The following is a 24,090-nucleotide window of genomic DNA, read 5'->3' on the forward strand; positions in this document are numbered from 1 at the left end:
TAATAGGGAGGGGGATTCTATTATGAAGAAAGAAGAGAGAATGGCCAAGGAAATTTCGGAGCAACTTGGGGGAATAAAAAATATTCGTAGTATTGCTCATTGTATGACGAGACTACGTTTAACGCTTCATGATGAAAGTAAAGTAAATATGGACCTTTTGAAAAAAGTTGAAGGCGTTATGGGTGTTATAGAAGATGAGACGCTTCAAGTTGTCGTTGGTCCAGGAACAGTAAATAAAGTAGCAGCTGAAATGGAAGGTTTGACAGGACTACGAATTGGTGAGGTAGCAGATCATCACCTTGAAGATATTGGGCAAGAGATGAAATCAGAGATTAAGAAGAAAAATAATACACCGGTGAAAAACTTTTTAAGAAAAATAGGAAGTATTTTCATCCCATTAATTCCGGGGCTTGTTGCGTCAGGAATTATAAACGGGGTTGCTAACTTTGCGAAAAATGCTGGTGCTGATCCAAATGCAACGTGGTTACAAATGTTACTACTCATTGGCGGCGGTATCTTTACATTCTTAGGAATTTTAGTCGGCTGGAATACAGCGAAAGAATTTGGCGGGACACCGGTTCTTGGGGCAATTGCTGGTATTTTAATTTTCAACCCGGCGATGGCAAACGTAAAATTGTTTGGTGAAGCATTAGTGCCCGGACGGGGCGGATTGTTTGCAGTTATTTTTGCAGCATGGCTTATGGTTGTAGTGGAAAGACAAGTTCGAAAAGCAGTGCCAAATGCAGTTGATATTATCGTGACACCACTCATTACTGTATTAGCTGTAAGTATAGTTACGATGTTAGCGATTCAGCCAGCAGCGGGATTCTTATCTGATGGTATTACGAGCGGTATTAACGCAATTTTAAATGTTGGTGGGGCATTTGCTGGGGCAGTGCTAGCTGGAACATTTTTACCACTTGTTATGGTCGGATTACACCACGGTTTAACACCAATTCATATGGAATTTATTAATCAAACACACGTAACACCTTTATTACCAGTGCTTGCAATGGCTGGTGCTGGCCAAGTGGGCGCAGCGATTGCGATTTATGTGAAAACAAAAAACAAACGACTTCGTAACGTAATTAAAGGTGGATTGCCAGTTGGCTTTTTAGGAATTGGTGAGCCGTTATTATACGGGGTGACATTACCACTTGGGAAACCGTTTATTACTGCTTGTTTAGGAGCGGCTGTCGGTGGTGCATTCCAAGCAGTTATGCAAACAGCTTCTCTTGGAATTGGCGTATCAGGGCTATCTTTAATTCCGTTAATTGCTGAAAATAAATATTTACTCTATTTCTTAGGTTTAGTAATTGCATATGCTTTCGGATTTATCTTTACGTACTTCTTCGGATTTAAAGAAGAAATGGCAGAAAACATATAGAGAAAGGGATTCCTTTCTCTTTTTCTATTAATAGAAAGGGAGATTTATATGATCGGAGTTTCCATTTATCTTTCAAAAGAACGAGTAGAGAAACAAGAAGAGTGGCTAAAAATAGCGAAGGAAAATGGGTTTACGTCTATTTTTACATCACTGCACATTCCAGAAGATGATCCAAATACGTATAAAGAGTTAATTCAAATATTAGGGAAACAAGCTCTTGCACATGAAATGGAGTTAATGGTTGATGTTTCTCCAAAATCGTTACATCATTTAGGGCTAACATATGAAAATGTGGAAGAACTATTGGACTGGGGCATTACCGGTTTAAGAATGGATTACGGCATTGCGCCAAAAGAAATTGCAAGCGTATCTCATAAGATGAAAGTAGCTTTAAATGCGAGTACGATTACAAAGCCATTTTGGAAAGAATTACTTACAGAACATATACGAGTAGAGAATGTAGAAGCGTGGCATAATTTTTATCCACGTCCAGAGACGGGACTAGCAAAGTCCTTCTTACAAAAACAAAATCAATATTTACAGGAGTGCGGAATAAAAACGATGGCATTTATTCCAGGAGATGCGGAAAAACGTGGTCCGTTATATGAAGGGTTACCAACGTTAGAAAAACATCGCAATATGCGCCCGCTTGAAGCGTACTTAGAACTTGTTCAAGATTGTGGTGTTGAGAAAGTATTGATTGGAGATATAAGCGCAAGTTTGGAAAGTATGCAAGAAGTAGCTAGTGCGAGTAGAGGGATTATTCCATTGCGTTACAAATCATTTATAACTGATAAAGAAGTATTAAAAGTGGTGGAGCAAGTGCATACAAATAGACTAGATCCGGCTCGTGATGTTATTCGATCTGTAGAATCAAGGGAAGGAAATAGAGTGGTTTTACAGCCGATGCATACAATTGTAAGAAAGAAAGGCAGCATTACAATTGATAATGAATTGTACGGTAGATATGCAGGGGAGATGCAAGTTGCTACACATGATTTACCTGTAGATGAGAAAGTGAATGTTGTTGGAATAGTTGTGGAAGAGGACGTTTCTTTACTGCCTTATATTGGCGCTGGAAAAATGTTTCAACTTTTTCTATGCGATAGAATAAAAGCTTGAATTAGCGCTATTCTGTAGGAAAACATTATCCGTAAAACGGATAATGTTTTTTGTTTTCTTTAAAAAAGTATTTGACGAATGAAATAAAATACCGTATTGTTTTGACTTGTAAATAAAAGTTCACCATAACAAAACAAAAAGGAGAGTTCAAAATGAATCAATATATTGGGAATTTAATTATTCGTATCGTGTTAGGAGTTACGTTCTTTGCACACGGTTTAGCAAAGTTTCAATCAGGTATCGATAATGTAGCAGGATGGTTTACAAGCATCGGTTTACCAGGTGGCCTTGCATACGGCGTAGCAACTGTAGAATTAGTTGGTGGTATATTATTAATTATCGGTTTAGGTGTACGATATGTAGGATTGTTATTCGCTCTTATTTTAGCTGGAGCTATCGTAAAGGTAAATGGAGCAGCAGGTTTATTAGGAGATGGAAAGAATCCAGGATATGAATTAGATCTTGCATTATTATCAATGGGTGCGTATTTATTCGTAGTAAAAGCAGAAGGATATGTAGATCGTTTCTTAAAAGAGAAAGTAATGAAAACGAAGTAAATTTTATTTATAAATTGTTGACTTGAAGAATCATTGTAACTATAATGATTACAACTAATGAATCACGAATGAAACAATTTAAATATTTTTTTACACAAGATGTAACTACATTGGTTACGTCTTGTGTAAAAATAAATAAACGGGAGGAAGTAATATGCCTAAATCAAATTTAGAAATTATTCAAAGCACGTATGAAGGATCAGCTTCTTCGAATGCAAAGCATTTAGCAGAAGCCCTCTCTGAAAAAGTGGAATGGACAGAGGCAGAAGGTTTCCCGTATGGCGGAACATATACAGGCGTAGAAGCTATAATGGAAAATGTATTTAGCCGTTTAGGATCAGAATGGGATGATTATAAAGCAAGTGTAAATACATATCATGAAGTAAACGGAAAAGATGTAATTATTGCTGAAGGTATGTATTCTGGAGTTTATAAAGAAACAGGAAAATCATTTGAAGCAGAATTTGTTCATGTATGGCAGCTTGAAAATGGAAAAATCGTGAAGTTTAAGCAGTATGTAGATAGTCATATTGTTAGGGAAGCGATGAAGAGCTAATGCTTTTTAAATGGATTGTAGGTATATGTATTACCATTATGGTAATCATCTCTTCTATAGTTGGCGGAAAGAAATTGCTTGCATATGTGGAAAAAGAAAATACAAATATTCAAACCGAGCGAGCGGCAAACGAAAAAGAGAAAAAAGCTGCAGAAGAAGCTCCGCAAATTAGTGAAGGTGAAATTATTTCTACTATGCATAAAATGGTGCACCAAAAGGTAAAATCCTCTGAAAAATGGGGATTTGTAGAGATGACAAAAAAGGAAATTTCTAATGTGAAAAGAGATATTGAAAATAGTACAGGTTTTCAATATAAAATGAAGTTATTTTCTATTATAAATAGATGGGAAAAAGGAGATTTTTCTCAAACTGTTGAGGAGCATAACTTTTTATGGAGCCTTCAAGGTGGAGATACTGGCAAGGCGACGGAACGTTTATCGCCAGAAGAGGAAAAGCAGTATATAAAAGAAAAGAAATGAAGAGAAAATAAAAACATCGCCAACCCAGATGACGATGTTTTTTTATTAAGAATGTTTTCGCATTAAAGGTCTAACAGGCTGAACGGCAACAGTTTTAAAATGAGAAAATAAATAACATCCTGTTACAACGACAATTGTTCCTAAAATTTGTATCCACGTTAATTCTTCTCCGAGGAATATGAATGCTAAAATGGCTGTGAAAATTGGATTGAAGTTTAGAAAAATACCTGATGTAGTTGCACCTAATTTTTGTACACCAATATTCCAAAATACCATACAAAGAACTGTCGAAATAAGCCCGGTATATAAAAGTGATGTGATGAAAGAAGTATTTATATTTGAAACAGTGAAGCTACCTATGTTAAACGGTAGTAATAAAATAACGCCGAAAACACCAGAGTACAACGTTGCCATAAGTGGTGTAGTTGTTTTTGTTGCCCATTTACTACAAACAGAATAGATTCCCCAAATACAGACTGCTGCAATCATCCATAAATCGCCACTATTAAAATGTAGTGAAAATAAAAGCGAGAAATCACCTTTTAATAGGACGAGGATAACCCCGAAGAATGAAAGAATCATGGATAGGATTTGGAGTGTATTTACTTTTTCTTTTAGAAATAATACTGAAAATAATGCGATTGAAATTGCATTCAATGTAGAGATAAGACCTACATTCGTAGCGGATGTTTTTTCTAATGCTAAAAATTGAAAGATGTTAAAAAGAGCGACCCCTGAAATTCCCATCAATATTAAAGGAAGTATTGCGGTACGTGGTGGAAGGATTTTCTTTTCTTTAAACCATACCATTGGTAATAAACAAACAATCGCAATCATCCATCTTAAATTTGTCAGTGTCATCGGCGATGCATGATCGACGAGTGATTTTCCAACGACAAAATTTCCTCCCCATAATAAGCTCGTTAGTAATAGTAAAAAGACGTAAAAATAAGGCATGCTAAAATCCCCTTTTTTGTAATCAATACGAATTGTAAATAATTTTAGCATTTTTCTTTATTGTGTAATATATTCTTTTGTATAATGGTTAAAACTCGATAAAATCTTTAGTTATGAGTGATGTCTACGGAATGATATTCAGTTTCGCGTAAGGTATAAGGTGTTTTTTCGAATAATCATCGGTAAGAAAAAAGGGGGAATTGTAATGGAGTCGTCTGTTATTAAAGTGTTGGATGATTTGGATGTACAAATTTTAGATATATTGCAGAAGGAGTCACAAGTAAGTAATGCAGAGCTGGCACGTCGCGTTAATTTATCACCGGCTGCGATGCATGCAAGAATAAAAAGATTGGATGGGGAAGGTTTCATCGATAAGCAAGTTGCGATTTTAAATCAAGAAAAGCTTGGATTTGATTTATTATGTTTTATTTTTATGAGTACAAATATTCATCAATTTGACAAGCTGGAAGTGTTGGAGAAAGAATTAGAATCGATGCCGGAAGTGTTAGAATGTCACTGTTTAACAGGAGAGTACGATTATTTATTAAAGGTTGCAAATCGTGATCGTAAAGAACTGGAGCAGTTTATTAGAAAGCTGAATAAGCTTGGTATTACACGTATACAGACGAGTTTGGCACTTCGTGAAATTAAATATTCAACAGTATTGCCGATACGAGATGAGGAACCGAGCATCAATTAGATTGCTTGGTTTTTTGTTTGCATAAAGTGATTGACGAGGAGAAAAGAGAGATGTATTATTATATAAAATTATGTATTAAAATTCATTTTAAGTTATAAATATTAATATTGAGGGGCAAGGGGATGTAATATGAAAATCTGTAATGCGGTGACGAGTGATGTGAAAGAAATTTATAGTCTTATTGAGGTTTATGCAAAAGAGGGAGTTGTTTTACCACGTTCTCTTTTGTCTCTTTATCAATATTTGCAATGTTTATATGTTATGAAAGAAGACGAGAGAATTGTTGGAGTTGCTGGATTGCATGTATTGGGGGAAGATCTTGCAGAAATACGATCGTTAGTAGTTTCGCATACATATGCAGGGAAAGGGATAGGGCGTATGCTCGTAAATCATGTAATGGAGGAAGCTACAAAAATAAATGTAAGAAGAGTAATTTCCTTAACATATGAAACAGTATTTTTTCAAAAGTGTGGATTTGATTTTATAAATAAAGAAGCGTTGCCAGAGAAAGTATGGATTGATTGTAGACATTGTCCAAAGGTGGACTATTGTGATGAAGTGGCGATGGTGCGGTATGTTGGATGAAAATTTTATAGAGAAAAAGCTCCCACTATTATTTACATATATAGTGGGAACATATATTTCCATAAGAAATGGACAGGTTATTAAGAATTTGAATTCTTTTGTCTCACGGCAAAATTATAAAGTGGATCTTTAAGTTCATAGTTATATGTTAAGCCGTCGACAATTCCTACAACATTATCATTATCATAAAGGTCGAGCATAAATTGTGCCATTTGTTTTGCAGTGTGGAATTTTGGTACAACATTATCGTATTGGAATTCATCAATATCAAATGAACGCTTCGCAAATTCTGTTTCAGTTGCAGCAGGAGCTAAAACTTTTGCTTGCAGTTTTGCGCCTTGTTCTTTCAGTTCGTGAGACAACCCTTCTGTAAATGCACTTACATAGAATTTCGTAGCGCAATACGTAACAGCATCAGCAACAATCGTGTATCCGCCGCCCGATGAAACGTTAATAAGCTGTGTTCCGTCAACCTTTGAATAATCTCGAACGAAAAGAGAAGAGAGTATTGTTAGTGCTTCTATATTGACATGCAACATCGTCTCGATTTTATTTAAATTTTGTTCAGCAATTGAGGCGAAATTACCAAAACCTGCGTTGTTAATCCACGTTTCAATTTGAAAAGATTGTAGGCTTTCATAAAGTTTATAAACATCTGCAGTAACAGATAAATCAGTTTTTCGAATGACAACATCCAATTCTGGATGCATTTCGTTAATTTTCAATTTTAATTCGTTTAATTCTTCTTGTCTTCGAGCTACAAGTATTAAATTTTTTCCGCGAGATGCAAATGCTAAAGCTGCTTCATAACCAATTCCGGAACTTGCGCCAGTAATAACCGTGTATTTCATATAAAATCCCCCTAAATTCAAATTCATTTATGGTTAGATTGTATTTGTTAGAGTATACTCTAAGTCAAACGTTTTTTATAAATTTGATACGGTTATAAAATATATGAGGGTAAGCATGTGAAGGGAGTTTTAGTATGTACACAATTAGCGAGGTAGCAAAATTATTAGGCGTGAGCACACATACACTACGTTATTATGAAAAGGAAAATATATTAATTGCAAATCGTGATACAAATGGAAATCGACTTTACGAAGAGTCACATATAAAGTGGTTGCAGTTTGTAATGAAATTAAAACAAACGCAAATGCCAATAGCGAAAATAAGAGAATACGCTAGATTATATACAGAAGGGGAGCATACAACAGAAGCTCGTTTACAGCTCCTAGAAGATCATAGGAAATCTATTCAGATTCAAAGAGAAAACTTAGAAGTTACAGAGAAGATGCTTGAGAATAAAATTAGTGCATACAAAAACTCATTGGAAAATAAATAGATGGTTGTTATGTGATGAAAAATGGATTTGATCTATGAGTATTTCATCATAGTGTGCGGACAAATAAAAAAGAGCAGCTAGCAAAAGCTAACTGCTCCATTCAAGGGATCTCTCCAAGGGGGAGTGGAGAAAATATTATGTTACTAGCAGTATTGACAGATTATTGAGAAATATACAAATCGGATGAAAGAAATTTTAAATAAACTTTCGGCATTGACAGTTTTTAAAATGTTCATGTACAATATATATGAATGACATTCAGTCATTTTTTATGTGACAGGATGTAGTTAGTTTAAAAATGGAACAAATACAATGGTAAATGAGGATGATAGTTGTTTATATATAGTAGTGATGAAAGAGCATATTTTTTTTAAAACAAAAATGACTGATAGTCAGTCATAAGAGGTGAGAGGTATGAAAAATAGAGCTTGGTTATATGTCATATTAACATGTATCTTTGAAATTTTTTGGGTGTTTGGTTTTAATACGGCTAATACTTGGTGGCATTGGATTATTATTTTAGGAGTTATCGCTGTTGATTTTCACTTCCTTTCTAAAGCGTGTGAACATCTTGCAACAGGGACTGTATATGCTGTTTTCGCCGGAGCTGGTACGGTAGGTACTTTCTTAATGGATGTATTCCTTTTCGGCGGGAGTTTCAGTGTAGGAAAATTATTCTTTATCGTGATGGTTGTAGCTGGCGTTATCGGTTTAAAGCTAGCTGATAATAAAGAAGAAACTGTGGAAGGAGCTGCTTAAAGATGGGTTGGTTTTTCGTATTTTGTGCTGCAATTAGTGAAATAGTCGGTGTGATAGGACTTAAAATGTATAGTAAAGATAAAACATTAGCCAATGGTGCGATTTATATAGGCGGGTTTGCTACATCCTTCGCATTCTTGTATACATCTTTCTTATTTTTACAAGTCAGTGTCGCGTATGCGGTTTGGATCGGTATTGGAACAGCAGGTGCCGTTTTATTAAACATGTTCTTGTTTGGGGAGTCGAAAAGTAAAGCGCGTATTATTAGTGTGTTTCTTATTGTATGTGGAGTGACAGGATTAAAGGCACTTTCTTAAAGATATATTGTATTTCTATCTCCTAATTGTTTATTAGGAGATTTTATTATAAAAAAATGATTTCCTCTTAGAGTTCACTATCATTGACAGTACAATCAATTATCTTATAAAATGAGTGACAGTCATTCAATATGCGTGTGAAAGGGTTTAGATGATGAATAAAAAAGAGAAAATTGTCTATGCAGCTATTGAAGTGTTTCAGGAAAAGGGCGTCGAAAAAACGAAGATTTCTGATATCGTGAAATTAGCTGGCATTGCGCAAGGAACTTTCTATTTATATTTTCCTTCTAAGCTATCTGTTATGCCTGCAATAGCAGAAGTGATGGTTGAAAAGATGATACTTGCAGTGATAGAGAAAGTACAAAAAGATGTACCTTTTTCAAATAAAGTGGCACAAGTAATCGATGCAGTGTTTCACTTTATAGAGGAATACCGTGAAATACAAGCTTTAATGTATGCGGGTCTTGCATCTACAGAACATATAAAAGAGTGGGAAGCTGTGTATGAGCCTCTTTATATGTGGTTAAGCGAATTTTTAAGTGAGGCGAAAGAAGCTGGTGAAATTCGTGATTCGGTTCACGCAGAACGAACAGCGAAGTTATTTATCGCTCTTGTTGAATCAGCAGCGGAACAAGTTTATTTATATGATCATAAAGATGATGAGCAAGTCGAGCTACAAAAGGCAGAAGTACTAGATTTTTTAACACATGCACTACATATAAAGAAGTAGTAAGATGAACCTGTCTGAAAAGGTAGGTTCATTTTTGAGGAAAACTGAATGATAGTCATTCACCTAATGCTTATGTATGTGTGGAAGGATAGAGTGAAATTCTAATGAGTGGAGGCATCTTCACTTATTACTAGCCCGCAAAGAGCAGGATAAAGAAAAAGCTTCTTGGGCATTATTTTTTGAGAGGAACTTACGGGAAGAGGTGTTAAAAAGTGAAGAAACCGATAAAAGAGCAAAAGATGGTATTGGTCATTCTTTTGAGTAATATATTTATCGCTTTTCTAGGGATTGGATTAATCATTCCGGTTATGCCGTCCTTTATGAATGATATGGGTTTAACAGGGAAGACGATGGGATATCTCGTTGCAGTATTTGCAATGGCACAGCTCATTACTTCACCTATTACAGGCCGATGGGTTGATCTTTACGGTAGGAAGAAAATGATAATCATTGGATTATTTATTTTTGGTGTTTCAGAGCTTCTTTTTGGATTGGGAAAAGATGTATGGATGCTTTATGTAGCAAGGGTGTTAGGCGGAATTAGTGCTGCGTTTATTATGCCTGGTGTTACGGCATATGTTGCGGATATTACATCTATTCAGGAACGTCCAAAGGCGATGGGATACTTATCTGCAGCTATTAGTACTGGATTCATTATAGGGCCTGGAATCGGCGGATTTATTGCAGAATACGGTATACGTGTGCCGTTTTTCGTTGCAGCAGCAATTGCCTTTATAGCATGTGTGATTTCGATCTTTATTTTAAAAGAACCGTTAACGAAAGAAGAACTTGCAGAGATTTCTTCTAATACGAAGGAATCAAGTTTTATTGGTGATTTAAAGAAATCATTACATCCAATGTATGCAATTGCATTTATTATCGTATTTGTACTCGCATTCGGATTATCAGCGTATGAAACAGTGTTTAGCTTGTTCTCTGATCATAAATTTGGCTTCTCGCCGAAAGATATTGCAGCAATTATTACAATTAGTTCAATCTTTGGGGTAGTTGTGCAAGTATTTATGTTTGGCAAATTGGTAGACATGTTCGGTGAGAAAGTATTAATCCAAATATGTTTAATTGTAGGGGCAGTATTAGCATTCGTCTCAACTGTAGTCTTTAATTATTGGATTGTACTTCTCGTTACTTGCTTCATTTTCTTAGCATTTGATTTACTTCGTCCAGCTTTAACGACGTTTTTATCAAAAGCAGCTGGAAAAGAGCAAGGATTCGTTGCTGGAATGAACTCGACTTATACGAGTTTAGGAAATATCGCAGGACCAGCGATGGGCGGAATATTATTTGATATGAATATTCATTATCCATATGCATTTTCAGGAGTTGTTTTAATAGTTGGTCTCGCTATTACATTTATGTGGAGAGAGAAACAGTTGGCTGAAAGTTTTGCGAAGTAATAAAACCCCTTACGACGGTAAGGGGTTTTTGTTTTATAAACTTAATCCAAACCGTTTTAATTCAATAAAAATCCCCTCTAGTTGCTTTCCTTTATCCGTTAATGTGTACTCTACACGAGGCGGAACTTCTGGATATACTTTTCTCGTTATAATGCCTTGAGACTCTAATTCTTTTAGTCGAAGCGATAATGTTTTTGGACTAATACCATCCATTGATTTTTGTAAATCACTAAAGCGTAATGTTCCTTCGATAAGAAGGTCGCGAATGATTAAAAACGTCCATTTTGTACTAATTACATCAAGCGTTTTAGCGATAGGACAAGGTATGCCAGGTAAACCTTTCGTTAATTCAACTGGATCTATATTGTTCATGGAACAAGCCTCCATAAAATTTTTTTGGATGAATTTGCTTTATAGTATCACAAAACTATACTTTTGGTAACTATATGAAAAAAATATCACTACTTCCATAAATGAAGTTAGTGCATATACAATAGCAATACGAAACATAAAGGATTTATATGAGGAGGTGGTGATTTCCATGGGGATAAAAAAGTTATTTGGATTTCTGAGTTTGTTTGTTATTTGTATTGTGCTTGTAGCATGTGGTGTGGAACAAAAAACTGAAGTTCAGTTATTAAAAGAAATGCCAAAGCCAAAAGCAATGACAATTGATCCCTCACTAAGTAAAAAAGAAGCGACAGAAATGGTTCATGCGGCGCAGCGTTTTTATGCATTTTGGGATACAGGTAAGGAGGAACTTATTCCGCAGACTGTTACTAAAGATTTCTTCGATAATACATTGCCGAAAGGGCGACCACAAGGCATTGAAGGATTAAAGTTTGCAGCGCAAAATTTTCGTAAAGTTGTGCCTGATATACATTGCAAGATTGAAGATTTATTAGTTGTTGGTGATAAAGTAACAGCTCGTCTTTCTTTTACAGGAACGCATAATGGTAAGAAAATTAATTTTTTTGCAATTGATATTTTACATGTGAAAGACGGAAAGATAACGGAAGATTGGCATTTAGAAGATAATCTTACACTACAGCAGCAACTCGGCTTAATAGCTGAAGAGTAGATTATATAGGGGAGAGAAAAGTAATGAAAAATATATTTATTATAAATGGACATGAAAAATACGGTACAAAGGAAGGACGATTAAATAAAACGTTAGTAGATTATATGGTTACTCTATTAGGCGAGAATCATTATGTGAAAACAACAACGATTCAAGATGGTTACAATATTAAAGAAGAACAGGATAAATTTTTATGGGCCGATGTTGTTATTTATCAAACACCAATTTACTGGTTTAGTGTTCCAGGCTTATTTAAAACGTATATGGATGAAGTATATGAATACGGTTTGTTCTTTAAAGGTGCAGATGAATACGGAACAGGTGGTTTATTAAAAGAGAAAGAGTATATGTTCTCTACAACTTGGAATGCACCTGAAAAAGCATTTGGAGATAAGACGAAGTTCTTTGAAGGAGAAAGTTTAGAATCAGCGCTTAGTCATTTACACCGCGTGCAAAAGTTTCTCGGTATGAGTCCATTAAAGAGTTTTGCTTGTTATGATGTGGTGAAGAATCCGGATATTGAGCAATATTTATTGAACTTGAAAGATCACTTAGATGAAGTAATTAAATAATAGTTTATATTTGTATGTGAAGAAGGTACTACTAAGGATGTAGTACCTTCTCGTTTATGAAATACGTTGAAAATCTTTACTTATACAGGACTGTTTTAGTTTTTTTGATTTGATTAAATGTTTTATATCAGAGATGTTATCGTATGAAAGCTGAGTATGATAATAGTTAATGTACTCAAGTAATGCAAAAATATAAATAAATAGAGTGAATGATAGCCCACCTAAAGGTAAGTGAGGATACCAAATTATAAAATCAATAGTAAACGTAATAAATCCCGTAATAATGAATGCTATATTTATCTTTTTAAGTATTTTTAAATATTGAATCATCCTAATGGGCGTAACAGATGTTTTCTCTTTTTTTAGTCGTTTCCACTTTACGTACCAGTAAATTACTCCTTGTAATAAGATAAACTCTAAAAGAAGAAATGAGACCCAAAAAGAATATAGGGAATATAAATGTAACGTAGGATAAGCATAATTAAGTAAGTAACTTGTGAAAATAAAAGTAATGACTGAAAATAACTCACCTGTGTATAGATAAGAAAGTCTTTTTTCTAGGGTGCGTTTCATGGTTTTTCTCCTTTTATAAAAACTTGCATGTTAATACGTGGATGGTTGTATCCATAACTTCGCAAAATTTGCCCAACCAAATGAATCAATTGTTACGTTTTTTAAAGAAGAAGGGTATGTTTTTCTTTTTAAAACGTGATAGTTAAATAAAATGATGTGTTCTGCTTGTAAAAACTCTTCAATCTCATACATGAGTTCATAACGCTTTTCTTTATTTTCTTCTAGTAAAAATGTATCTAGCAAACAGTTAATTTGTTTTTCGTAGTGTGGGTCCATGAACCGATTTACGAAGCAACTTTTATTTTTAAATACATTTAAGAATGCAAGTTCATGATTGGAAGCAAACACTTCTCCCATGAAAATAATATCGGCATGTTGATCGATAGAACGATTCATATAATCTGAAACGAGAAATGGGTGAAGCTCCACTTGTATACCTAAACTTTCACATCGTTCTTTTAGGAAATGTGCGTCATTTGCACTGTCTTTAAATGCGAAGAAATAAATATGTATCGTTTCTCCGTTATAGGTGCTCTTGTTTAAGTAAACTTTTGCTTTTTCTAAAGAGTAAGATCTTTTAGAAGCTTGGCTACTTCTTTCAGGGAAAAAGCTTGATGCAGCAATTGTTCGTCTTCCCTCTATGCTACGAAGTATCGTTTCAACATCATATAGTTCTCTCCAAGCCTTTCGAAAGTAAATGTCGTGATGAGGACCAGGTTTTGTAAAGTTGAAGCCAGCATAAATACAACCTATTTCTTCTATTTGTATATCATGCCTTTCATTTTCTTCTTCATTTGGTAGTTCATAATCAGCATCGATTTGTACATGATCAGGAATACCCCAAAATTCAATACGATCTAATAACGCGCGCTCTTTAAAATAATGAGTGAACGCTTCGAGTACGATATTGTCTTCAGAGTAATGAGCAAGTTTGAAAGGTCCAGTACCTATATAATGATGATTTTCAATACTAGCATCATGTGGCAAAATTGCTAGTTGTATGGAACTTACATAGTGTAAGAAAAATAAATTTGGTTTTGCTAAATGAAATCGAATTTGCAGTGGTGATGGTGTTTCAATTTGAACAATTTCTTCTGTTAACCATTCGAAAGGAGAGTGAACTTCTTTTAGTCTTTCAAATGAAAATCGTACATCTTTAGAAGTTAAAACTGTTTCGTTATGAAAATATACATCCTTTCGTAAATAAAAAGTCCACGTCAGCCCGTCTTCACTTAATTCCCACGTATGCGCAATGTGTGGTTCCATTTTTTCCGTAACATCGTTATAAACGACTAACGTATCAAAAATTTGACTCGTAAGATGGCTCTCTGTAGTTACAGCCACAAAAGCCGGATCTAATGGGACTATCTTTCTCGATATAGGAATTTTTAATATGTCGTACATATCATTTGAAGGTTCGTATCCAAAATGATGATGTAGTTTATTTTCTATCTTTTTTTGAAGTGCAAGGGGTAGGGGTTCTTTTAAAAGAAGAAAGATATCTTTTAATTTTTCTTGCGCTAACAGTTCATCTGTATAGCATTCAATCGCTTCTACGAAATTATGTATAAATAGAATTTCTGTTTTATTTCCGCGTCCTCGCCCAGGAGTCCAGCTAATTAATTGCTCCTCGCTCATTTTCTTTAATAAAATCTTTACGTTTTTCGTACTACAATATAAAACATCCGCTAATTCTTGTAAGCTATTTCGCATATGTTGTTGATCTTGTGCATGTAGTCTTAGTCTAATGTAATAGTCCATAATTTTCATATATACACTTCCTTCTATCATAAAAGGGGAAACTCTTTAGAATATTCTAACCTTTTTCTTCCTTTTTTTCAAAGTAAAATAAGTAAGCATAAGGAGGGGGAAACAATGGGATTTTGGAGTATGCATCGAAATATAAAAATTAGAATTATAACTTCGTTTTTAACACGTACTGTGTCCACAATGATTTTTCCATTTATGGCGATTTATTTTTCAATAAAGTTAGGTAGTGCGATTGCTGGTGCGTTACTACTTATTAATGTCATAGCTTCGTTAGTAATTGGTTTATACGGTGGATATGTTGGGGATCGGCTTGGGCGTAAAAAGGTTATGATTATCGGTCAAAGTATACAAGTCATTTCCATTGCTTGTATGGGAGTTGCGAATTCGGATTACGTTGACTCACCATGGCTAACATTTGTGTTTATGTTAGTGAATAGTTTAGGCTCTGGACTTATGAATCCTGCGACAGAGGCGATGTTAATTGATGTGAGTACACCTGAAAATCGAAAAGTGATGTACAGCATTAACTACTGGGCGATTAATTTATCTATTGCAATTGGAGCAATATTTGGTGGATTACTATTTGAAAACTATAGATTGCAATTGTTTATCGTATTAACTCTTGTTGCCATTATGACTTTATATGTGATGGCTGTATATATGGAAGAGGTGTATGTGGCGAGAAAAACAGTAGAGAAGAAAAATGTATTAAAAGATATGGCAGATAGTTATAAAGTCGTAATGAAAGATAGAGCGTTTTTAATTTTTTGTGCAGCGAGTATATGTACATTATCGTTAGAGTTTCAAATTAATAATTATTTAGGGGTACGTTTGCAGAAGGAATTTGAAACAGTACAATTTTTCTTCAGTAATGGTTTTACGTTTGATTTAACGGGTATTCGAATGCTGAGCTGGATATCAGCGGAGAATACAATTTTAGTTGTGTTATGTTCAGCACTTCTTATTAAAATGCTGAAAAGCTTCAATGATTTGAAAATCTTATATGTAGGTTTATTCATTTATACAATTGGATTTACAATACTTGGAGCGAGCAATAGTTTATGGATTTTATTAATTGCAGGGCTTTTCCAAACGGTAGGCGAGATGATGTATGTGCCAGTGCGTCAATCTATTATGGCAGATATGGTGCCAAATGAGGCAAGAGGTTCTTATATGGCGATTAACGGAATGGTCTTTCAAGTGGCAAAAATGAACGGGGCATTAGGTGTTATGCTAGGTTCATTTATTGCATCTTGGGGCATGAGTGCTCTGTACTTTCTCGTTGGTATGAGCAGTATTTTATTATTTATGAAGGCAATAGGGAAAGAGAAGTATGAGGATGAGAGAAATGTTTCTCAAATTGGATGAAACTATATAAAAGCGAACCAGTTATACTGGGACTCGCTTTTTATATAGCCTCTAAAACGGATCAACTTCAGCTAAATCAGGATTGGCATTCGGGTTTGTTAATAAGACTTTTAGTTCACCTACTTCTGAGAGAGCGACGAGGATATAACCACTAATGAGGACGATAAGTCCAATGACCCGCAATGTTTGTAGTGAAATTTCACGGCTATTGTCTTCAGAGTTGTCTTGGGTAGGAGAAGGTGGATTGTTGTTCATAATAGAGCTCCCATCTTTTTTTATTTGTATGTGTGAAATCATTATTTAACTTATGGATAGGAATTATATAGTCATTTTCACTATATGAGAACTGCCTATGAAAAGTGATAAGGAATTTTGGGGCGAGAAAAGAGAGGAATCCAAAAGATTATTAAAACTGAACTTTTGGGTTCCCCTCTTTTTATTTATCCTGCTATTTGTGGTGGTCGGATTGCCTGTAAACGACCAGTTGGTGAATCAGTGGGGGGATGAATAAAACCCCACTGATTAATTATTTTCATGTAAATAAAAGGAGGTTAGTTAACCAAAGTAGTTATCCTAATATACGCAACGATTCTTCAATAAAAGTCGGTATATCTTCTGGTTGTCTACTTGTGACCAGCTGATTTTGGCATACGACAACCTCTTTGTCATGAAAATTTCCGCCGGCATTTTTCAAATCGACCGCAATGGATTTATATCCAGTCACATCGCGTCCTTCAAGTGTTTGTGCAGTGATGAGTAATTGGGGTCCGTGACAAATAGCAAAAACAGGTTTTTTCGCATCCATAAATGCTTTGCTAAAGCGAACGAAACGTTCATCTGCACGAAGTATATCTGGGGAAAATCCGCCTGGTATGAAGAGGGCATCAAAGTTCTCTGGAGAAACATCATCGATACCTTTATCAATTACAACTTCACTTTTTCCTTGCTTACCGTGTACCGTTTTACCTTTTTCTGCTTCAATAGTTGTTAATTCATATCCCTTTTGTTTAAAAGCTTCTGCTGGCTCTGTGTATTCTGTGTCCTCGAAATAATCCGTTATTAAAATAGCAATTTTTTTACTCATTGCAGTCAGCTCCTTACATTATAGTATCGGTTCCAGAATCATCTTTGAGCAATGCATCGTAGTGTTTGTTTCCTTTTAAATTTCTAATCCCCCCAGTTCGTTTCCCTTGTTAATTTAATACATACCCTTTTTATTAGGACGTAAACATGTATTATCGTTTTTGTATGTAAAAATCATAAAATATCGGTTGTTTCAGTGATTCTTGTTTGAGGAAGCAAAATAAAAAAGCCAAGGAGATAATTTATTTGCTCCTTGGCTTTTAAGATATTTCTTTTCGTTAAAACGAAGAAACGCGTTGCTTCGTTTTTGGTACAATAATAAATTTGATCCAGAGTAACCCGACAATCATAATGATAAGGCTATGTAAAAATTGACCTGTAGCAATGAGTATAACACTCGAAAATACAATGAGTTGAATGCTTAGCAATATAAAGATTAAGCTAAGAAATTGCTTCATCCTTTCTTCAGTATGGACTGGATATAATGCTACAATAATATTTCCTGAAAAATATTTCCACAGTGAACGGAGCTGCATAGAAATCATATATAGAACGATGTAAGCGATAGCGCCTTTTACGTATATATTTGGTATGAAATATAAGGCGAAAGCACCAATCAATCCTAAGCGAATATATATACCGAAATAATCATTCCCGCGTAAAAATGCTAATGTATGTAAATAGAAGAAAGTTGCTCTTTTTTTATGTAATAAAGGTTCAATCCAATTTGTAAGCCATTTTCTTTTATTTACTTGTTTGTTCAGTTGCGGAACATCAGTGAAGATGCTAGCGAATTGATAAAAACGAACGTTCATTTTTTCTTCTTGCTCGATTATGTAATCCCACGGTATTCGTTTTGTAGGCTGTTTTTTCGTATATAGAAGTAGGAAAGCAAGTAGTAAGAGTAATCCGCCTAATATGAGAACATTTGCGGAATAAAACAGCATGTAAATGATTAAGGCGTTACAAGTAATACGGATGATTAGCCATATATTTTTTTCGTGACTATCACGCCACATCCAATGTATGTACATGTTCCAAGCTTTCGTAATCATTAACATGATAAAGATTGTACACAAAAAAGGTACAGTTAATTGCAATGATTGCAGTGCAAGTGGTACGAGAATAAGGAACGTAAATAATAATGGGAAAAGCTGAATGATGTAATTGTATAGAAGAGATTTTTTGAAATAGGATGTTAGTTTCTCTTCTAATGCAAGCAAATAGACAGCATCAGGTTTTTGAATAAATGTACGGATAGGGCATCTCGTTATAATGAATGTAAGTACAATCGTTATAATTATTAAAGATATTCCTTTAGAAGGAGATGCTTTTAGAAACTGAGCATAATAATATGCACCAACGCATGAAATAAAGATAAAGCTATATAGTAAACCGTTAATCATACGTGCAAAGTATGTAATGATATTTTGAATATGTTGTTGGAAGCGACTGCTCCATAGCGATTCGATTGACATGTTTTTCACCTCTTTGTTCTATTATATATGTTTTACAAAAGAAAAAACGAGCAAATTGCGTTATGCAACTTGCCCGTTTTTCTTTTCGTTATTTTTTTTCTGATCACGATTCATTAATGGATAGAAAGCAAATCCAATTACGAATAAACCAATTCCGAGAAGGAACGTTTTTATATCGGATGCGCCGGTTTTAATAACCCATAGTGCGTAGCAAAGTGCGATAACTGCGACTATGCCATCTGTAATTCTTGCCCGCATTTCATTTTTATATGTTTCACCAGTTGCGACTAGTTTTAACTGGAAGATTGGTGAAACGAGATATGGAATGAGGTAGGCCAGTGTCGATACGGTAATAACGAATGTATAAGCTTCCGCAATGGTTCCTGATAATGTTGAGAATAGGAATACTTGCGACATAATGTTTGTTAATCGTAATGAGTAAATTGGACTTCCTTTTTTATTTGTTTTCGTGAAGAAGGAAGGGAAGAAACCTTCTTTTGCTGCTTGATAAGGTACTTCTGAGCTTAATAAAATCCAGCCTAAGATAGAACCGAACAGGGAAGTAAGAGCAAGTAATGCCATCAGTTTCCCGCCGCCATGACCCATTGCAGCGTTTAATGCATCTGCTAATGGACGTTCAGAAGCTTGTAATTTATCAACGTGAAGTACACCCATTGTTAAAATTGTAATTCCTAAGTAAATTGCAACTGTAATAAGTAATCCCGCAACTGTTGCACGTTTTACCGTTTTTGGAGAAACAGCACGGTTTGATAAAAGAACGGCTGATTCAATTCCGATAAACGCCCAAAGCGTTGTAAGAGCAGCTAAATTTACTTGTGAAAGAAGACCGTGTGATGCACCTGATTTATCAATCATCGGTGTGTACCATTGTCCAAATTTAGAAGCTTCGAATGCAAATAACGTAACGACGATGAATAAAAGGAATCCAGTTACTTTCGTTGTTGTTGCTAAGAAGTTTAGTTTTCCAGCTCCGCTTACACCATTTGTTAATATAATATGAGTTCCCCAAAGTAAGATGGAACAAATCGTAAATGTAATTAGTTTTCCGACTTCTATGTTAAAAGAACCGATTGAAAATAGTAGTCGCGTATCTTTCATAATTGGGAAGAAGAGTGATAAATATCCCGCAAATGATGTAATGATGGCAACGTTACTTGCCCAGTTTGCAACCCAATATCCCCATACCATACTGAAACCAGCCATTTTTTTCTTTTTTGGTGTTGAGAATAAAGCATATGCATGACTTTGTGGTCCTGTCGTTAAATCAGGACGACGAATTGCTAAATTACCGAAAACAAGAGCTAGCATTAAAACACCAAACCCTGTTGTTAACCAAGCTAAAGTGACACCGAGTGGGCTTGCTGTTTGTGCCAACGTACTTGGCACCATGAAAATACCAGCGCCAACCATGTTACCGACAACGAAAGCTGTTAGTACCCAAAAGCCCCATTTTTTTTGTTGCATAGAAAATACCTCCAAAGTTAGTATAACCAAGTCAAGCGAGGAGATATGTATGTCTTCTTAGTAGAGAAGAGAAGTCCCAAACAAAACAAAAAAAGCACGTAATCTGCCGCTACATGCTTTCTATCTTATAAGAAACCCACGACATACCTCTCGATAGCTCTCCACAAACGAAACGTTTGTGACAGTTCTGCACTTATTAAATGCAGACCCAGCAAGCGTGCATGGTGGACACGACTTACTTCGGCAACCATTCCTTTCTCATTCCTTCATCAATGCCACTACATCTCCTGAAATGATACTCTTAATGATTGCAACCTCTACCTCACCGAGATACGAATGAGGATTTAAATATTAAATTAACGTCTTTAAGAGTAACAAATGTATTTTTATACGTCAATGGATATAGTAATAATCAGATTATAGAGAAGAGTTTGTGATTAAAAGTAAGTTAAGAGAAGATGTAACGATTATTAGTTCTGCAAAAGAAACAGCGATAGAGTTAAGTACCATTTTACAGCACAAAGGAATTTTGTCTGACAATCTGAATCCGAAGCATCGTTTTTTTACAACGGGATCTGTTTTATCATTTGAACATATTGCTGAGCGATGGCTAGGATATCACATTTCTGTAGAATGTGTACATTTGCCTATGAAAAATGCGTGTATGCATAATTAAGATTTAGTAAATTACTTTTTTAAATAAATCAGGTTCGTTTCATAAGAAGGAAAGAATAAGCTTTTAATTGAAATGATTAAGGTCATTTTAATTAAAGGAGAGGTTTGATTATGGAATTATCAAGATCTCAATTATTTGCTTTAGAGTATATTTCAAAATATGCAGAGAACGAAAAACGTGGGGCTAAAGCAACGATTAATCATATACTTAAAATGTCTAATATTACAGATGAAATATTTGAAGAAGCTGTCGCTAATTTAAAATCTCATGCAAGGATTGCTTTACACTTTCATCCAGACAGACTTGATTCGAGTATGAAAAGTGTTGCTGAAGCATTGTTTGAGCAAGGAGTATATAAAAGTCAATTTGAAACATTACTATCTAATGGAAGCGTATCTGCTTATCCTGGTGGTGAACGTGACCTTTGGGAAAAGAGAATATTTGGAGGGGCATATCAATTAGAAGGCGTAACGAATGAGCAACGGCCCAAATACGGAGCGCTAAAGTTAATGTTACATCCAGATGGGCCGGCTCCGCGTTTTGGTTCATGTTATTTTCTTTTATCTCCAAAAGTTTCTTCGCGTTCTACATATACATATTTAGATTCGCATCAAGATCCGAAAGAAAAGGGGACTTATGAGGAGTTTGATATGATTTTAGCTGCTCTTTTAGAAGAGACATTCGTAAGAGATTTTGCAATTGGTGAAGGAAATTTGACTCCAACAATATTTATTAATCATTTACTGGCTAACCTGAAAAGGCCGTTTATAGATTTAGTAAGCAAAGAGCCAGCCCGTAATCTTAATCATTATATTGAAGCGCAGATTCATGGAGAGATTTCTCTTAAAGAAGACGTAGAGGTGCTTGTTGCAGATCCTTCATTTAAGGGTACGGATGTAGGAAGAGTTTTAGAAGAGATTTGCCTGAAGTATGCTATTGATTTGTATTGGCACATCGGTTTTGTACTTATGGTAGACGAAGTTCCGATGGATTTTAGAGGTTCAAAAATGCCATCTTTAGCAAGACGCATTGCAAGGAATCATTGTATCGATGCAAATATAATTGGCTCTGCTGTAGTGGATTTGAAACGCAATCCATTATCTTGGAGTGATCGTGGCACTTATGAAGAAGTGCTTCAGGAATTAAAATTATTATGGCATGTTTTAGTTCGATTTGGAAAACCAAATCGGAAGTATTTATATAGAAAAGAAGCTGATCTAAAAATAGATCAGCTTCTTTTTATAAGATTAAACTAAGTTTAATACAGTTACTTTTTCACGTGTCATAGACTCAAGGCTCTTACGAATACCTTGTGCGCCCATACCTGAACCTTTTACACCGATGAATGGGAAGTGATCAGGGCCGCGCTCTGTACGTCCGTTAATTTGAACAGAACCAGTTTCGATTTTGTTAGCAATTGCAAATGCTTTGTTAATGTCTTTTGTGAAGACACTTGCTTGTAAGCCGAACTCTGATTTGTTAGCAATTTCAATTGCTTGCTCGTCTGAAGAAACACGGATGATTGGAAGGATTGGGCCAAATGGCTCTTCCCAAGCAACTTTCATTTCTTCTGTTACGTGGTCGATTAATGTTGGGTAAATTAAGTTACGCTCACGTTTGTTACCGATAACGATTGTAGCACCTTTTTCAACAGCATCGTCAACTAAGCCTTGAACGAAGTCAGCAGATTTGTCGTCGATTAATGGAACGATTGTGCTGTCTTGTTCAGGAGATCCAACTGATAGTTCAGCTACTTGCGCTTTTAATAAGCTAACAAGCTCGTCGGCTACGTTTTCGTGTACAAGTACACGTTTAATAGCTGTACAACGTTGACCAGAGTAAGAGAATGCACCGCTTACGATATGGTTTGCAGCATCTTGTAAGTCAGCATCTTCACGAACGATACCAGGATCTTTACCACCAAGTTCTAATACAAGTGGAATCATTGAAGCTTTTTTCGCTAAATGTTTACCTGTGTTTGTACCACCTGTGAACGATACCATATTGATGCCTTCGTGTTCTACTAAGTAGTCACCAATTACAGAACCGCGTCCTGTAGCTACGTTTACAAGACCTTTTGGAAGGCCAGCTTTGTGAAGTGCTTCAACCATTTTAATACCACTAATTGCACCTTGAGTTGCTGGTTTGAAAATAACAGCGTTACCCATAATTAATGCTGGTGCAAGTTTTGCAGCAGATAAGTTTACTGGGTAGTTAAATGGTGCGATTGCTAATACAACACCAAGTGGTGCGCGTTGGATGATCGCAAGTTTCGATTTCGTTCCGCCAGGGAAGCTATCGCCCATCATGCTTTCTCCGTGCATATGTAAAGCTTCTTCGATCGTGTAACGAATGAAGTCAGCTGTACGAACAACTTCTTTCTTCGCATCTTTATAGCCTTTACCGACTTCTTTCATAATGATATCGGCAATTTCATCCTGCATATTTACGAGCTCATCAGCCCATTTATATAAGTATTTTGCGCGATCTTGTAGGGAAGCTTCAGCCCATGATTTTTGAGCTTCTTTTGCAGATGCAATTGCTTCATCTACTTCTCCGCGAGTAATTGCTTGTACTTGTCCAATTACTTCGTGTAAGTATGGAGATGGAATTTCGATTGTTTCTCCTGAAGAGCTTTCTCTCCATTCTCCGTCTAAATAAAATTTGTACGTATTGCTAGTTGTCATGATTAGTCCTCCTAAAATAGCAACTTGTAAGAGTGAGTATAAGGTGATTGTAGGGGGTTTGATAACATTTTTCAAATGAAATGTTTGTGAAAACGATTTCTTATTCTTTTTTTATTTTGTATGCCCTTTCTTACAGAACATTCTTTTATTTCAAACTGGTTTATTATGTCATGAACCATTTGCATTTTCGTGTATTTTACTTTATGTGTAAAAAAACAATTGACAGAATACTCGATAAAGTTGTAAGATTATAAATGGAAAATAAATGAAGGGGGTGTGCGTAATGATTGTAATCGTAAATGTAATGAGCTTAGCTCTGTTAAATGGCAGAAAACATTTATATCATTACGCAACCCGTGCGGATATATAGGGCATCTTTGTCTTATAAAAAGCGTACGTTGCGTATAT

General features: G+C 35.3%; 27 protein-coding genes, 1 pseudogene and 1 riboswitch. Of the genes and pseudogenes, 18 read left to right on the forward strand and 10 right to left on the reverse strand.

Features of this window, described 5'->3' with window-relative positions:
• The first annotated feature begins 22 nt into the window (after window positions 1-22).
• The 5 genes from N2V79_RS04285 to N2V79_RS04305 all read left to right on the forward strand — a co-directional run bounded on the left by N2V79_RS04285 (window position 23) and on the right by N2V79_RS04305 (window position 4,101).
• Entirely contained in the window at window positions 23-1,387 is a 1,365-nt protein-coding gene (locus N2V79_RS04285; RefSeq protein ID WP_090978485.1) for a PTS transporter subunit EIIC, read from the forward strand.
• Window positions 1,388-1,435: 48 nt separating this feature from the next.
• Window positions 1,436-2,509 carry a DUF871 domain-containing protein gene (locus tag N2V79_RS04290; protein WP_069355054.1) on the forward strand — a complete coding sequence of 358 codons (1,074 nt, stop codon included), beginning with the start codon at window positions 1,436-1,438 and terminating at the stop codon, window positions 2,507-2,509.
• A 152-nt stretch (window positions 2,510-2,661) separates the two neighbouring features.
• Window positions 2,662-3,066: a DoxX family protein gene (locus tag N2V79_RS04295; RefSeq protein ID WP_001077751.1), complete on the forward strand. Its 405-nt coding sequence runs from the start codon at window positions 2,662-2,664 to the stop codon at window positions 3,064-3,066.
• Between the two features lie 154 nt (window positions 3,067-3,220).
• Window positions 3,221-3,622, forward strand: a complete 402-nt coding sequence (locus N2V79_RS04300; RefSeq protein ID WP_059304115.1) for a nuclear transport factor 2 family protein — start codon at window positions 3,221-3,223, stop codon at window positions 3,620-3,622.
• Window positions 3,622-4,101, forward strand: a complete 480-nt coding sequence (locus N2V79_RS04305) for a PRK06770 family protein (RefSeq protein WP_069355055.1) — start codon at window positions 3,622-3,624, stop codon at window positions 4,099-4,101. Before N2V79_RS04300 ends, N2V79_RS04305 begins: the two co-directional genes overlap by 1 nt.
• 45 nt (window positions 4,102-4,146) lie before the next feature.
• Here N2V79_RS04305 and N2V79_RS04310 read toward each other — a convergent pair whose 3' ends face one another.
• Entirely contained in the window at window positions 4,147-5,058 is a 912-nt protein-coding gene (locus N2V79_RS04310) for a DMT family transporter (protein ID WP_340719596.1), read from the reverse strand.
• A 205-nt stretch (window positions 5,059-5,263) separates the two neighbouring features.
• On the opposite strand from N2V79_RS04310, the gene N2V79_RS04315 reads away from it, so the two are divergent.
• Both N2V79_RS04315 and N2V79_RS04320 read left to right on the forward strand, forming a co-directional pair.
• The gene (locus tag N2V79_RS04315) at window positions 5,264-5,758 is read left to right on the forward strand and encodes an Lrp/AsnC family transcriptional regulator (RefSeq protein WP_000446096.1); all 495 of its coding nucleotides are present in this window, start codon (window positions 5,264-5,266) and stop codon (window positions 5,756-5,758) included.
• Between the two features lie 129 nt (window positions 5,759-5,887).
• Window positions 5,888-6,343, forward strand: a complete 456-nt coding sequence (locus N2V79_RS04320; protein ID WP_000686663.1) for an N-acetyltransferase — start codon at window positions 5,888-5,890, stop codon at window positions 6,341-6,343.
• 80 nt (window positions 6,344-6,423) lie between these two features.
• Here N2V79_RS04320 and N2V79_RS04325 read toward each other — a convergent pair whose 3' ends face one another.
• Complete coding sequence (locus N2V79_RS04325) at window positions 6,424-7,194, reverse strand: SDR family NAD(P)-dependent oxidoreductase (RefSeq protein WP_340719597.1); 771 nt, start codon at window positions 7,192-7,194, stop codon at window positions 6,424-6,426.
• A gap of 134 nt (window positions 7,195-7,328) precedes the next feature.
• Here N2V79_RS04325 and N2V79_RS04330 point away from each other — a divergent pair, with 134 nt between their 5' ends.
• The 5 genes from N2V79_RS04330 (at window position 7,329) to N2V79_RS04350 (ending at window position 10,909) form a co-directional block, all read left to right on the forward strand.
• On the forward strand, window positions 7,329-7,688 hold the full coding sequence (locus N2V79_RS04330) for a MerR family transcriptional regulator (RefSeq protein WP_000288069.1): 360 nt from the start codon (window positions 7,329-7,331) through the stop codon (window positions 7,686-7,688).
• Between the two features lie 414 nt (window positions 7,689-8,102).
• A complete protein-coding gene (locus tag N2V79_RS04335) occupies window positions 8,103-8,447 on the forward strand; it encodes a DMT family transporter (RefSeq protein WP_000796022.1) in 345 nt (114 codons plus the stop codon).
• 2 nt (window positions 8,448-8,449) lie between these two features.
• Window positions 8,450-8,764: a DMT family transporter gene (locus N2V79_RS04340; RefSeq protein ID WP_000539671.1), complete on the forward strand. Its 315-nt coding sequence runs from the start codon at window positions 8,450-8,452 to the stop codon at window positions 8,762-8,764.
• A 151-nt stretch (window positions 8,765-8,915) separates the two neighbouring features.
• Window positions 8,916-9,494: a TetR family transcriptional regulator gene (locus tag N2V79_RS04345; protein WP_340719598.1), complete on the forward strand. Its 579-nt coding sequence runs from the start codon at window positions 8,916-8,918 to the stop codon at window positions 9,492-9,494.
• Between the two features lie 212 nt (window positions 9,495-9,706).
• Window positions 9,707-10,909, forward strand: a complete 1,203-nt coding sequence (locus tag N2V79_RS04350) for an MFS transporter (RefSeq protein WP_048655892.1) — start codon at window positions 9,707-9,709, stop codon at window positions 10,907-10,909.
• 33 nt (window positions 10,910-10,942) lie between these two features.
• On the opposite strand, the gene N2V79_RS04355 is transcribed toward N2V79_RS04350, so the two are convergent.
• Window positions 10,943-11,281 carry a winged helix-turn-helix transcriptional regulator gene (locus tag N2V79_RS04355; RefSeq protein WP_001059470.1) on the reverse strand — a complete coding sequence of 113 codons (339 nt, stop codon included), beginning with the start codon at window positions 11,279-11,281 and terminating at the stop codon, window positions 10,943-10,945.
• 169 nt (window positions 11,282-11,450) lie between these two features.
• Here N2V79_RS04355 and N2V79_RS04360 point away from each other — a divergent pair, with 169 nt between their 5' ends.
• The gene (locus tag N2V79_RS04360; RefSeq protein ID WP_064532611.1) at window positions 11,451-11,990 is read left to right on the forward strand and encodes an ester cyclase; all 540 of its coding nucleotides are present in this window, start codon (window positions 11,451-11,453) and stop codon (window positions 11,988-11,990) included.
• A gap of 23 nt (window positions 11,991-12,013) precedes the next feature.
• Entirely contained in the window at window positions 12,014-12,562 is a 549-nt protein-coding gene (locus N2V79_RS04365) for an NAD(P)H-dependent oxidoreductase (RefSeq protein ID WP_064532614.1), read from the forward strand.
• A 54-nt stretch (window positions 12,563-12,616) separates the two neighbouring features.
• Here the strand turns inward: N2V79_RS04365 and N2V79_RS04370 are convergent, their stop codons facing one another.
• Window positions 12,617-13,135, reverse strand: coding sequence for a hypothetical protein (locus tag N2V79_RS04370; protein ID WP_000831576.1), 519 nt, complete (start codon window positions 13,133-13,135; stop codon window positions 12,617-12,619).
• Between the two features lie 30 nt (window positions 13,136-13,165).
• Window positions 13,166-14,926 (reverse strand): SgrR family transcriptional regulator, encoded by a 1,761-nt coding sequence (locus N2V79_RS04375; RefSeq protein ID WP_140155570.1) that lies wholly within the window; start codon window positions 14,924-14,926, stop codon window positions 13,166-13,168.
• Between the two features lie 84 nt (window positions 14,927-15,010).
• On the opposite strand from N2V79_RS04375, the gene N2V79_RS04380 reads away from it, so the two are divergent.
• Complete coding sequence (locus N2V79_RS04380; protein WP_098126282.1) at window positions 15,011-16,273, forward strand: MDR family MFS transporter; 1,263 nt, start codon at window positions 15,011-15,013, stop codon at window positions 16,271-16,273.
• A 51-nt stretch (window positions 16,274-16,324) separates the two neighbouring features.
• Here N2V79_RS04380 and N2V79_RS04385 read toward each other — a convergent pair whose 3' ends face one another.
• Window positions 16,325-16,528: a hypothetical protein gene (locus N2V79_RS04385; protein ID WP_053565161.1), complete on the reverse strand. Its 204-nt coding sequence runs from the start codon at window positions 16,526-16,528 to the stop codon at window positions 16,325-16,327.
• A 97-nt stretch (window positions 16,529-16,625) separates the two neighbouring features.
• On the opposite strand from N2V79_RS04385, the gene N2V79_RS04390 reads away from it, so the two are divergent.
• Complete coding sequence (locus N2V79_RS04390) at window positions 16,626-16,784, forward strand: hypothetical protein (protein WP_340719599.1); 159 nt, start codon at window positions 16,626-16,628, stop codon at window positions 16,782-16,784.
• Between the two features lie 57 nt (window positions 16,785-16,841).
• Here the strand turns inward: N2V79_RS04390 and N2V79_RS04395 are convergent, their stop codons facing one another.
• From N2V79_RS04395 to N2V79_RS04405, 3 genes are all read right to left on the reverse strand, one after another.
• Window positions 16,842-17,357, reverse strand: coding sequence for a type 1 glutamine amidotransferase domain-containing protein (locus N2V79_RS04395; protein ID WP_340719600.1), 516 nt, complete (start codon window positions 17,355-17,357; stop codon window positions 16,842-16,844).
• 277 nt (window positions 17,358-17,634) lie between these two features.
• The gene (locus N2V79_RS04400) at window positions 17,635-18,834 is read right to left on the reverse strand and encodes an ABC transporter permease (protein WP_340719601.1); all 1,200 of its coding nucleotides are present in this window, start codon (window positions 18,832-18,834) and stop codon (window positions 17,635-17,637) included.
• Window positions 18,835-18,894: 60 nt separating this feature from the next.
• On the reverse strand, window positions 18,895-20,319 hold the full coding sequence (locus N2V79_RS04405; RefSeq protein ID WP_023521252.1) for an amino acid permease: 1,425 nt from the start codon (window positions 20,317-20,319) through the stop codon (window positions 18,895-18,897).
• A gap of 146 nt (window positions 20,320-20,465) precedes the next feature.
• A riboswitch (Lysine riboswitch) is annotated at window positions 20,466-20,647 on the reverse strand.
• 99 nt (window positions 20,648-20,746) lie between these two features.
• Here N2V79_RS04405 and N2V79_RS04410 point away from each other — a divergent pair.
• Both N2V79_RS04410 and N2V79_RS04415 read left to right on the forward strand, forming a co-directional pair.
• A pseudogene (locus N2V79_RS04410) lies at window positions 20,747-20,995 on the forward strand (glutamate racemase); the annotation flags it as partial.
• A gap of 110 nt (window positions 20,996-21,105) precedes the next feature.
• Window positions 21,106-22,251: a DUF3626 domain-containing protein gene (locus tag N2V79_RS04415; RefSeq protein WP_340719602.1), complete on the forward strand. Its 1,146-nt coding sequence runs from the start codon at window positions 21,106-21,108 to the stop codon at window positions 22,249-22,251.
• Here the strand turns inward: N2V79_RS04415 and gapN are convergent.
• On the reverse strand, window positions 22,243-23,682 hold the full coding sequence (gene gapN / locus N2V79_RS04420) for an NADP-dependent glyceraldehyde-3-phosphate dehydrogenase (RefSeq protein WP_000213615.1): 1,440 nt from the start codon (window positions 23,680-23,682) through the stop codon (window positions 22,243-22,245). The two genes, N2V79_RS04415 and gapN, sit on opposite strands and share 9 nt — an antisense overlap.
• Window positions 23,683-24,090 lie beyond the last annotated feature (408 nt).

The sequence above is a fragment of the Bacillus sp. CH_70 genome (assembly GCF_038007045.1).
GTDB classification, from domain to species: Bacteria; Bacillota; Bacilli; order Bacillales; family Bacillaceae_G; genus Bacillus_A; species Bacillus_A cereus.

Bases quoted from the DNA above. Each gene is read 5' to 3' on its own strand.
- N2V79_RS04305 (WP_069355055.1), top strand. From the start codon at position 3,622: ATGCTTTTTAAATGGATTGTAGGTATATGTATTACCATTATGGTAATC.
- N2V79_RS04380 (WP_098126282.1), top strand. From the start codon at position 15,011: ATGGGATTTTGGAGTATGCATCGAAATATAAAAATTAGAATTATAACT.
- N2V79_RS04340 (WP_000539671.1), top strand. From the start codon at position 8,450: ATGGGTTGGTTTTTCGTATTTTGTGCTGCAATTAGTGAAATAGTCGGT.
- N2V79_RS04300 (WP_059304115.1), top strand. From the start codon at position 3,221: ATGCCTAAATCAAATTTAGAAATTATTCAAAGCACGTATGAAGGATCA.
- N2V79_RS04325 (WP_340719597.1), bottom strand. From the start codon at position 7,194: ATGAAATACACGGTTATTACTGGCGCAAGTTCCGGAATTGGTTATGAA.
- N2V79_RS04335 (WP_000796022.1), top strand. From the start codon at position 8,103: ATGAAAAATAGAGCTTGGTTATATGTCATATTAACATGTATCTTTGAA.
- N2V79_RS04330 (WP_000288069.1), top strand. From the start codon at position 7,329: ATGTACACAATTAGCGAGGTAGCAAAATTATTAGGCGTGAGCACACAT.
- N2V79_RS04365 (WP_064532614.1), top strand. From the start codon at position 12,014: ATGAAAAATATATTTATTATAAATGGACATGAAAAATACGGTACAAAG.
- N2V79_RS04375 (WP_140155570.1), bottom strand. From the start codon at position 14,926: ATGATAGAAGGAAGTGTATATATGAAAATTATGGACTATTACATTAGA.
- N2V79_RS04415 (WP_340719602.1), top strand. From the start codon at position 21,106: ATGGAATTATCAAGATCTCAATTATTTGCTTTAGAGTATATTTCAAAA.
- N2V79_RS04315 (WP_000446096.1), top strand. From the start codon at position 5,264: ATGGAGTCGTCTGTTATTAAAGTGTTGGATGATTTGGATGTACAAATT.
- N2V79_RS04370 (WP_000831576.1), bottom strand. From the start codon at position 13,135: ATGAAACGCACCCTAGAAAAAAGACTTTCTTATCTATACACAGGTGAG.
- gapN (WP_000213615.1), bottom strand. From the start codon at position 23,682: ATGACAACTAGCAATACGTACAAATTTTATTTAGACGGAGAATGGAGA.
- N2V79_RS04355 (WP_001059470.1), bottom strand. From the start codon at position 11,281: ATGAACAATATAGATCCAGTTGAATTAACGAAAGGTTTACCTGGCATA.
- N2V79_RS04345 (WP_340719598.1), top strand. From the start codon at position 8,916: ATGATGAATAAAAAAGAGAAAATTGTCTATGCAGCTATTGAAGTGTTT.
- N2V79_RS04295 (WP_001077751.1), top strand. From the start codon at position 2,662: ATGAATCAATATATTGGGAATTTAATTATTCGTATCGTGTTAGGAGTT.
- N2V79_RS04320 (WP_000686663.1), top strand. From the start codon at position 5,888: ATGAAAATCTGTAATGCGGTGACGAGTGATGTGAAAGAAATTTATAGT.
- N2V79_RS04400 (WP_340719601.1), bottom strand. From the start codon at position 18,834: ATGTCAATCGAATCGCTATGGAGCAGTCGCTTCCAACAACATATTCAA.
- N2V79_RS04395 (WP_340719600.1), bottom strand. From the start codon at position 17,357: ATGAGTAAAAAAATTGCTATTTTAATAACGGATTATTTCGAGGACACA.
- N2V79_RS04405 (WP_023521252.1), bottom strand. From the start codon at position 20,319: ATGCAACAAAAAAAATGGGGCTTTTGGGTACTAACAGCTTTCGTTGTC.
- N2V79_RS04390 (WP_340719599.1), top strand. From the start codon at position 16,626: ATGAAAAGTGATAAGGAATTTTGGGGCGAGAAAAGAGAGGAATCCAAA.
- N2V79_RS04385 (WP_053565161.1), bottom strand. From the start codon at position 16,528: ATGAACAACAATCCACCTTCTCCTACCCAAGACAACTCTGAAGACAAT.
- N2V79_RS04360 (WP_064532611.1), top strand. From the start codon at position 11,451: ATGGGGATAAAAAAGTTATTTGGATTTCTGAGTTTGTTTGTTATTTGT.
- N2V79_RS04285 (WP_090978485.1), top strand. From the start codon at position 23: ATGAAGAAAGAAGAGAGAATGGCCAAGGAAATTTCGGAGCAACTTGGG.
- N2V79_RS04290 (WP_069355054.1), top strand. From the start codon at position 1,436: ATGATCGGAGTTTCCATTTATCTTTCAAAAGAACGAGTAGAGAAACAA.
- N2V79_RS04310 (WP_340719596.1), bottom strand. From the start codon at position 5,058: ATGCCTTATTTTTACGTCTTTTTACTATTACTAACGAGCTTATTATGG.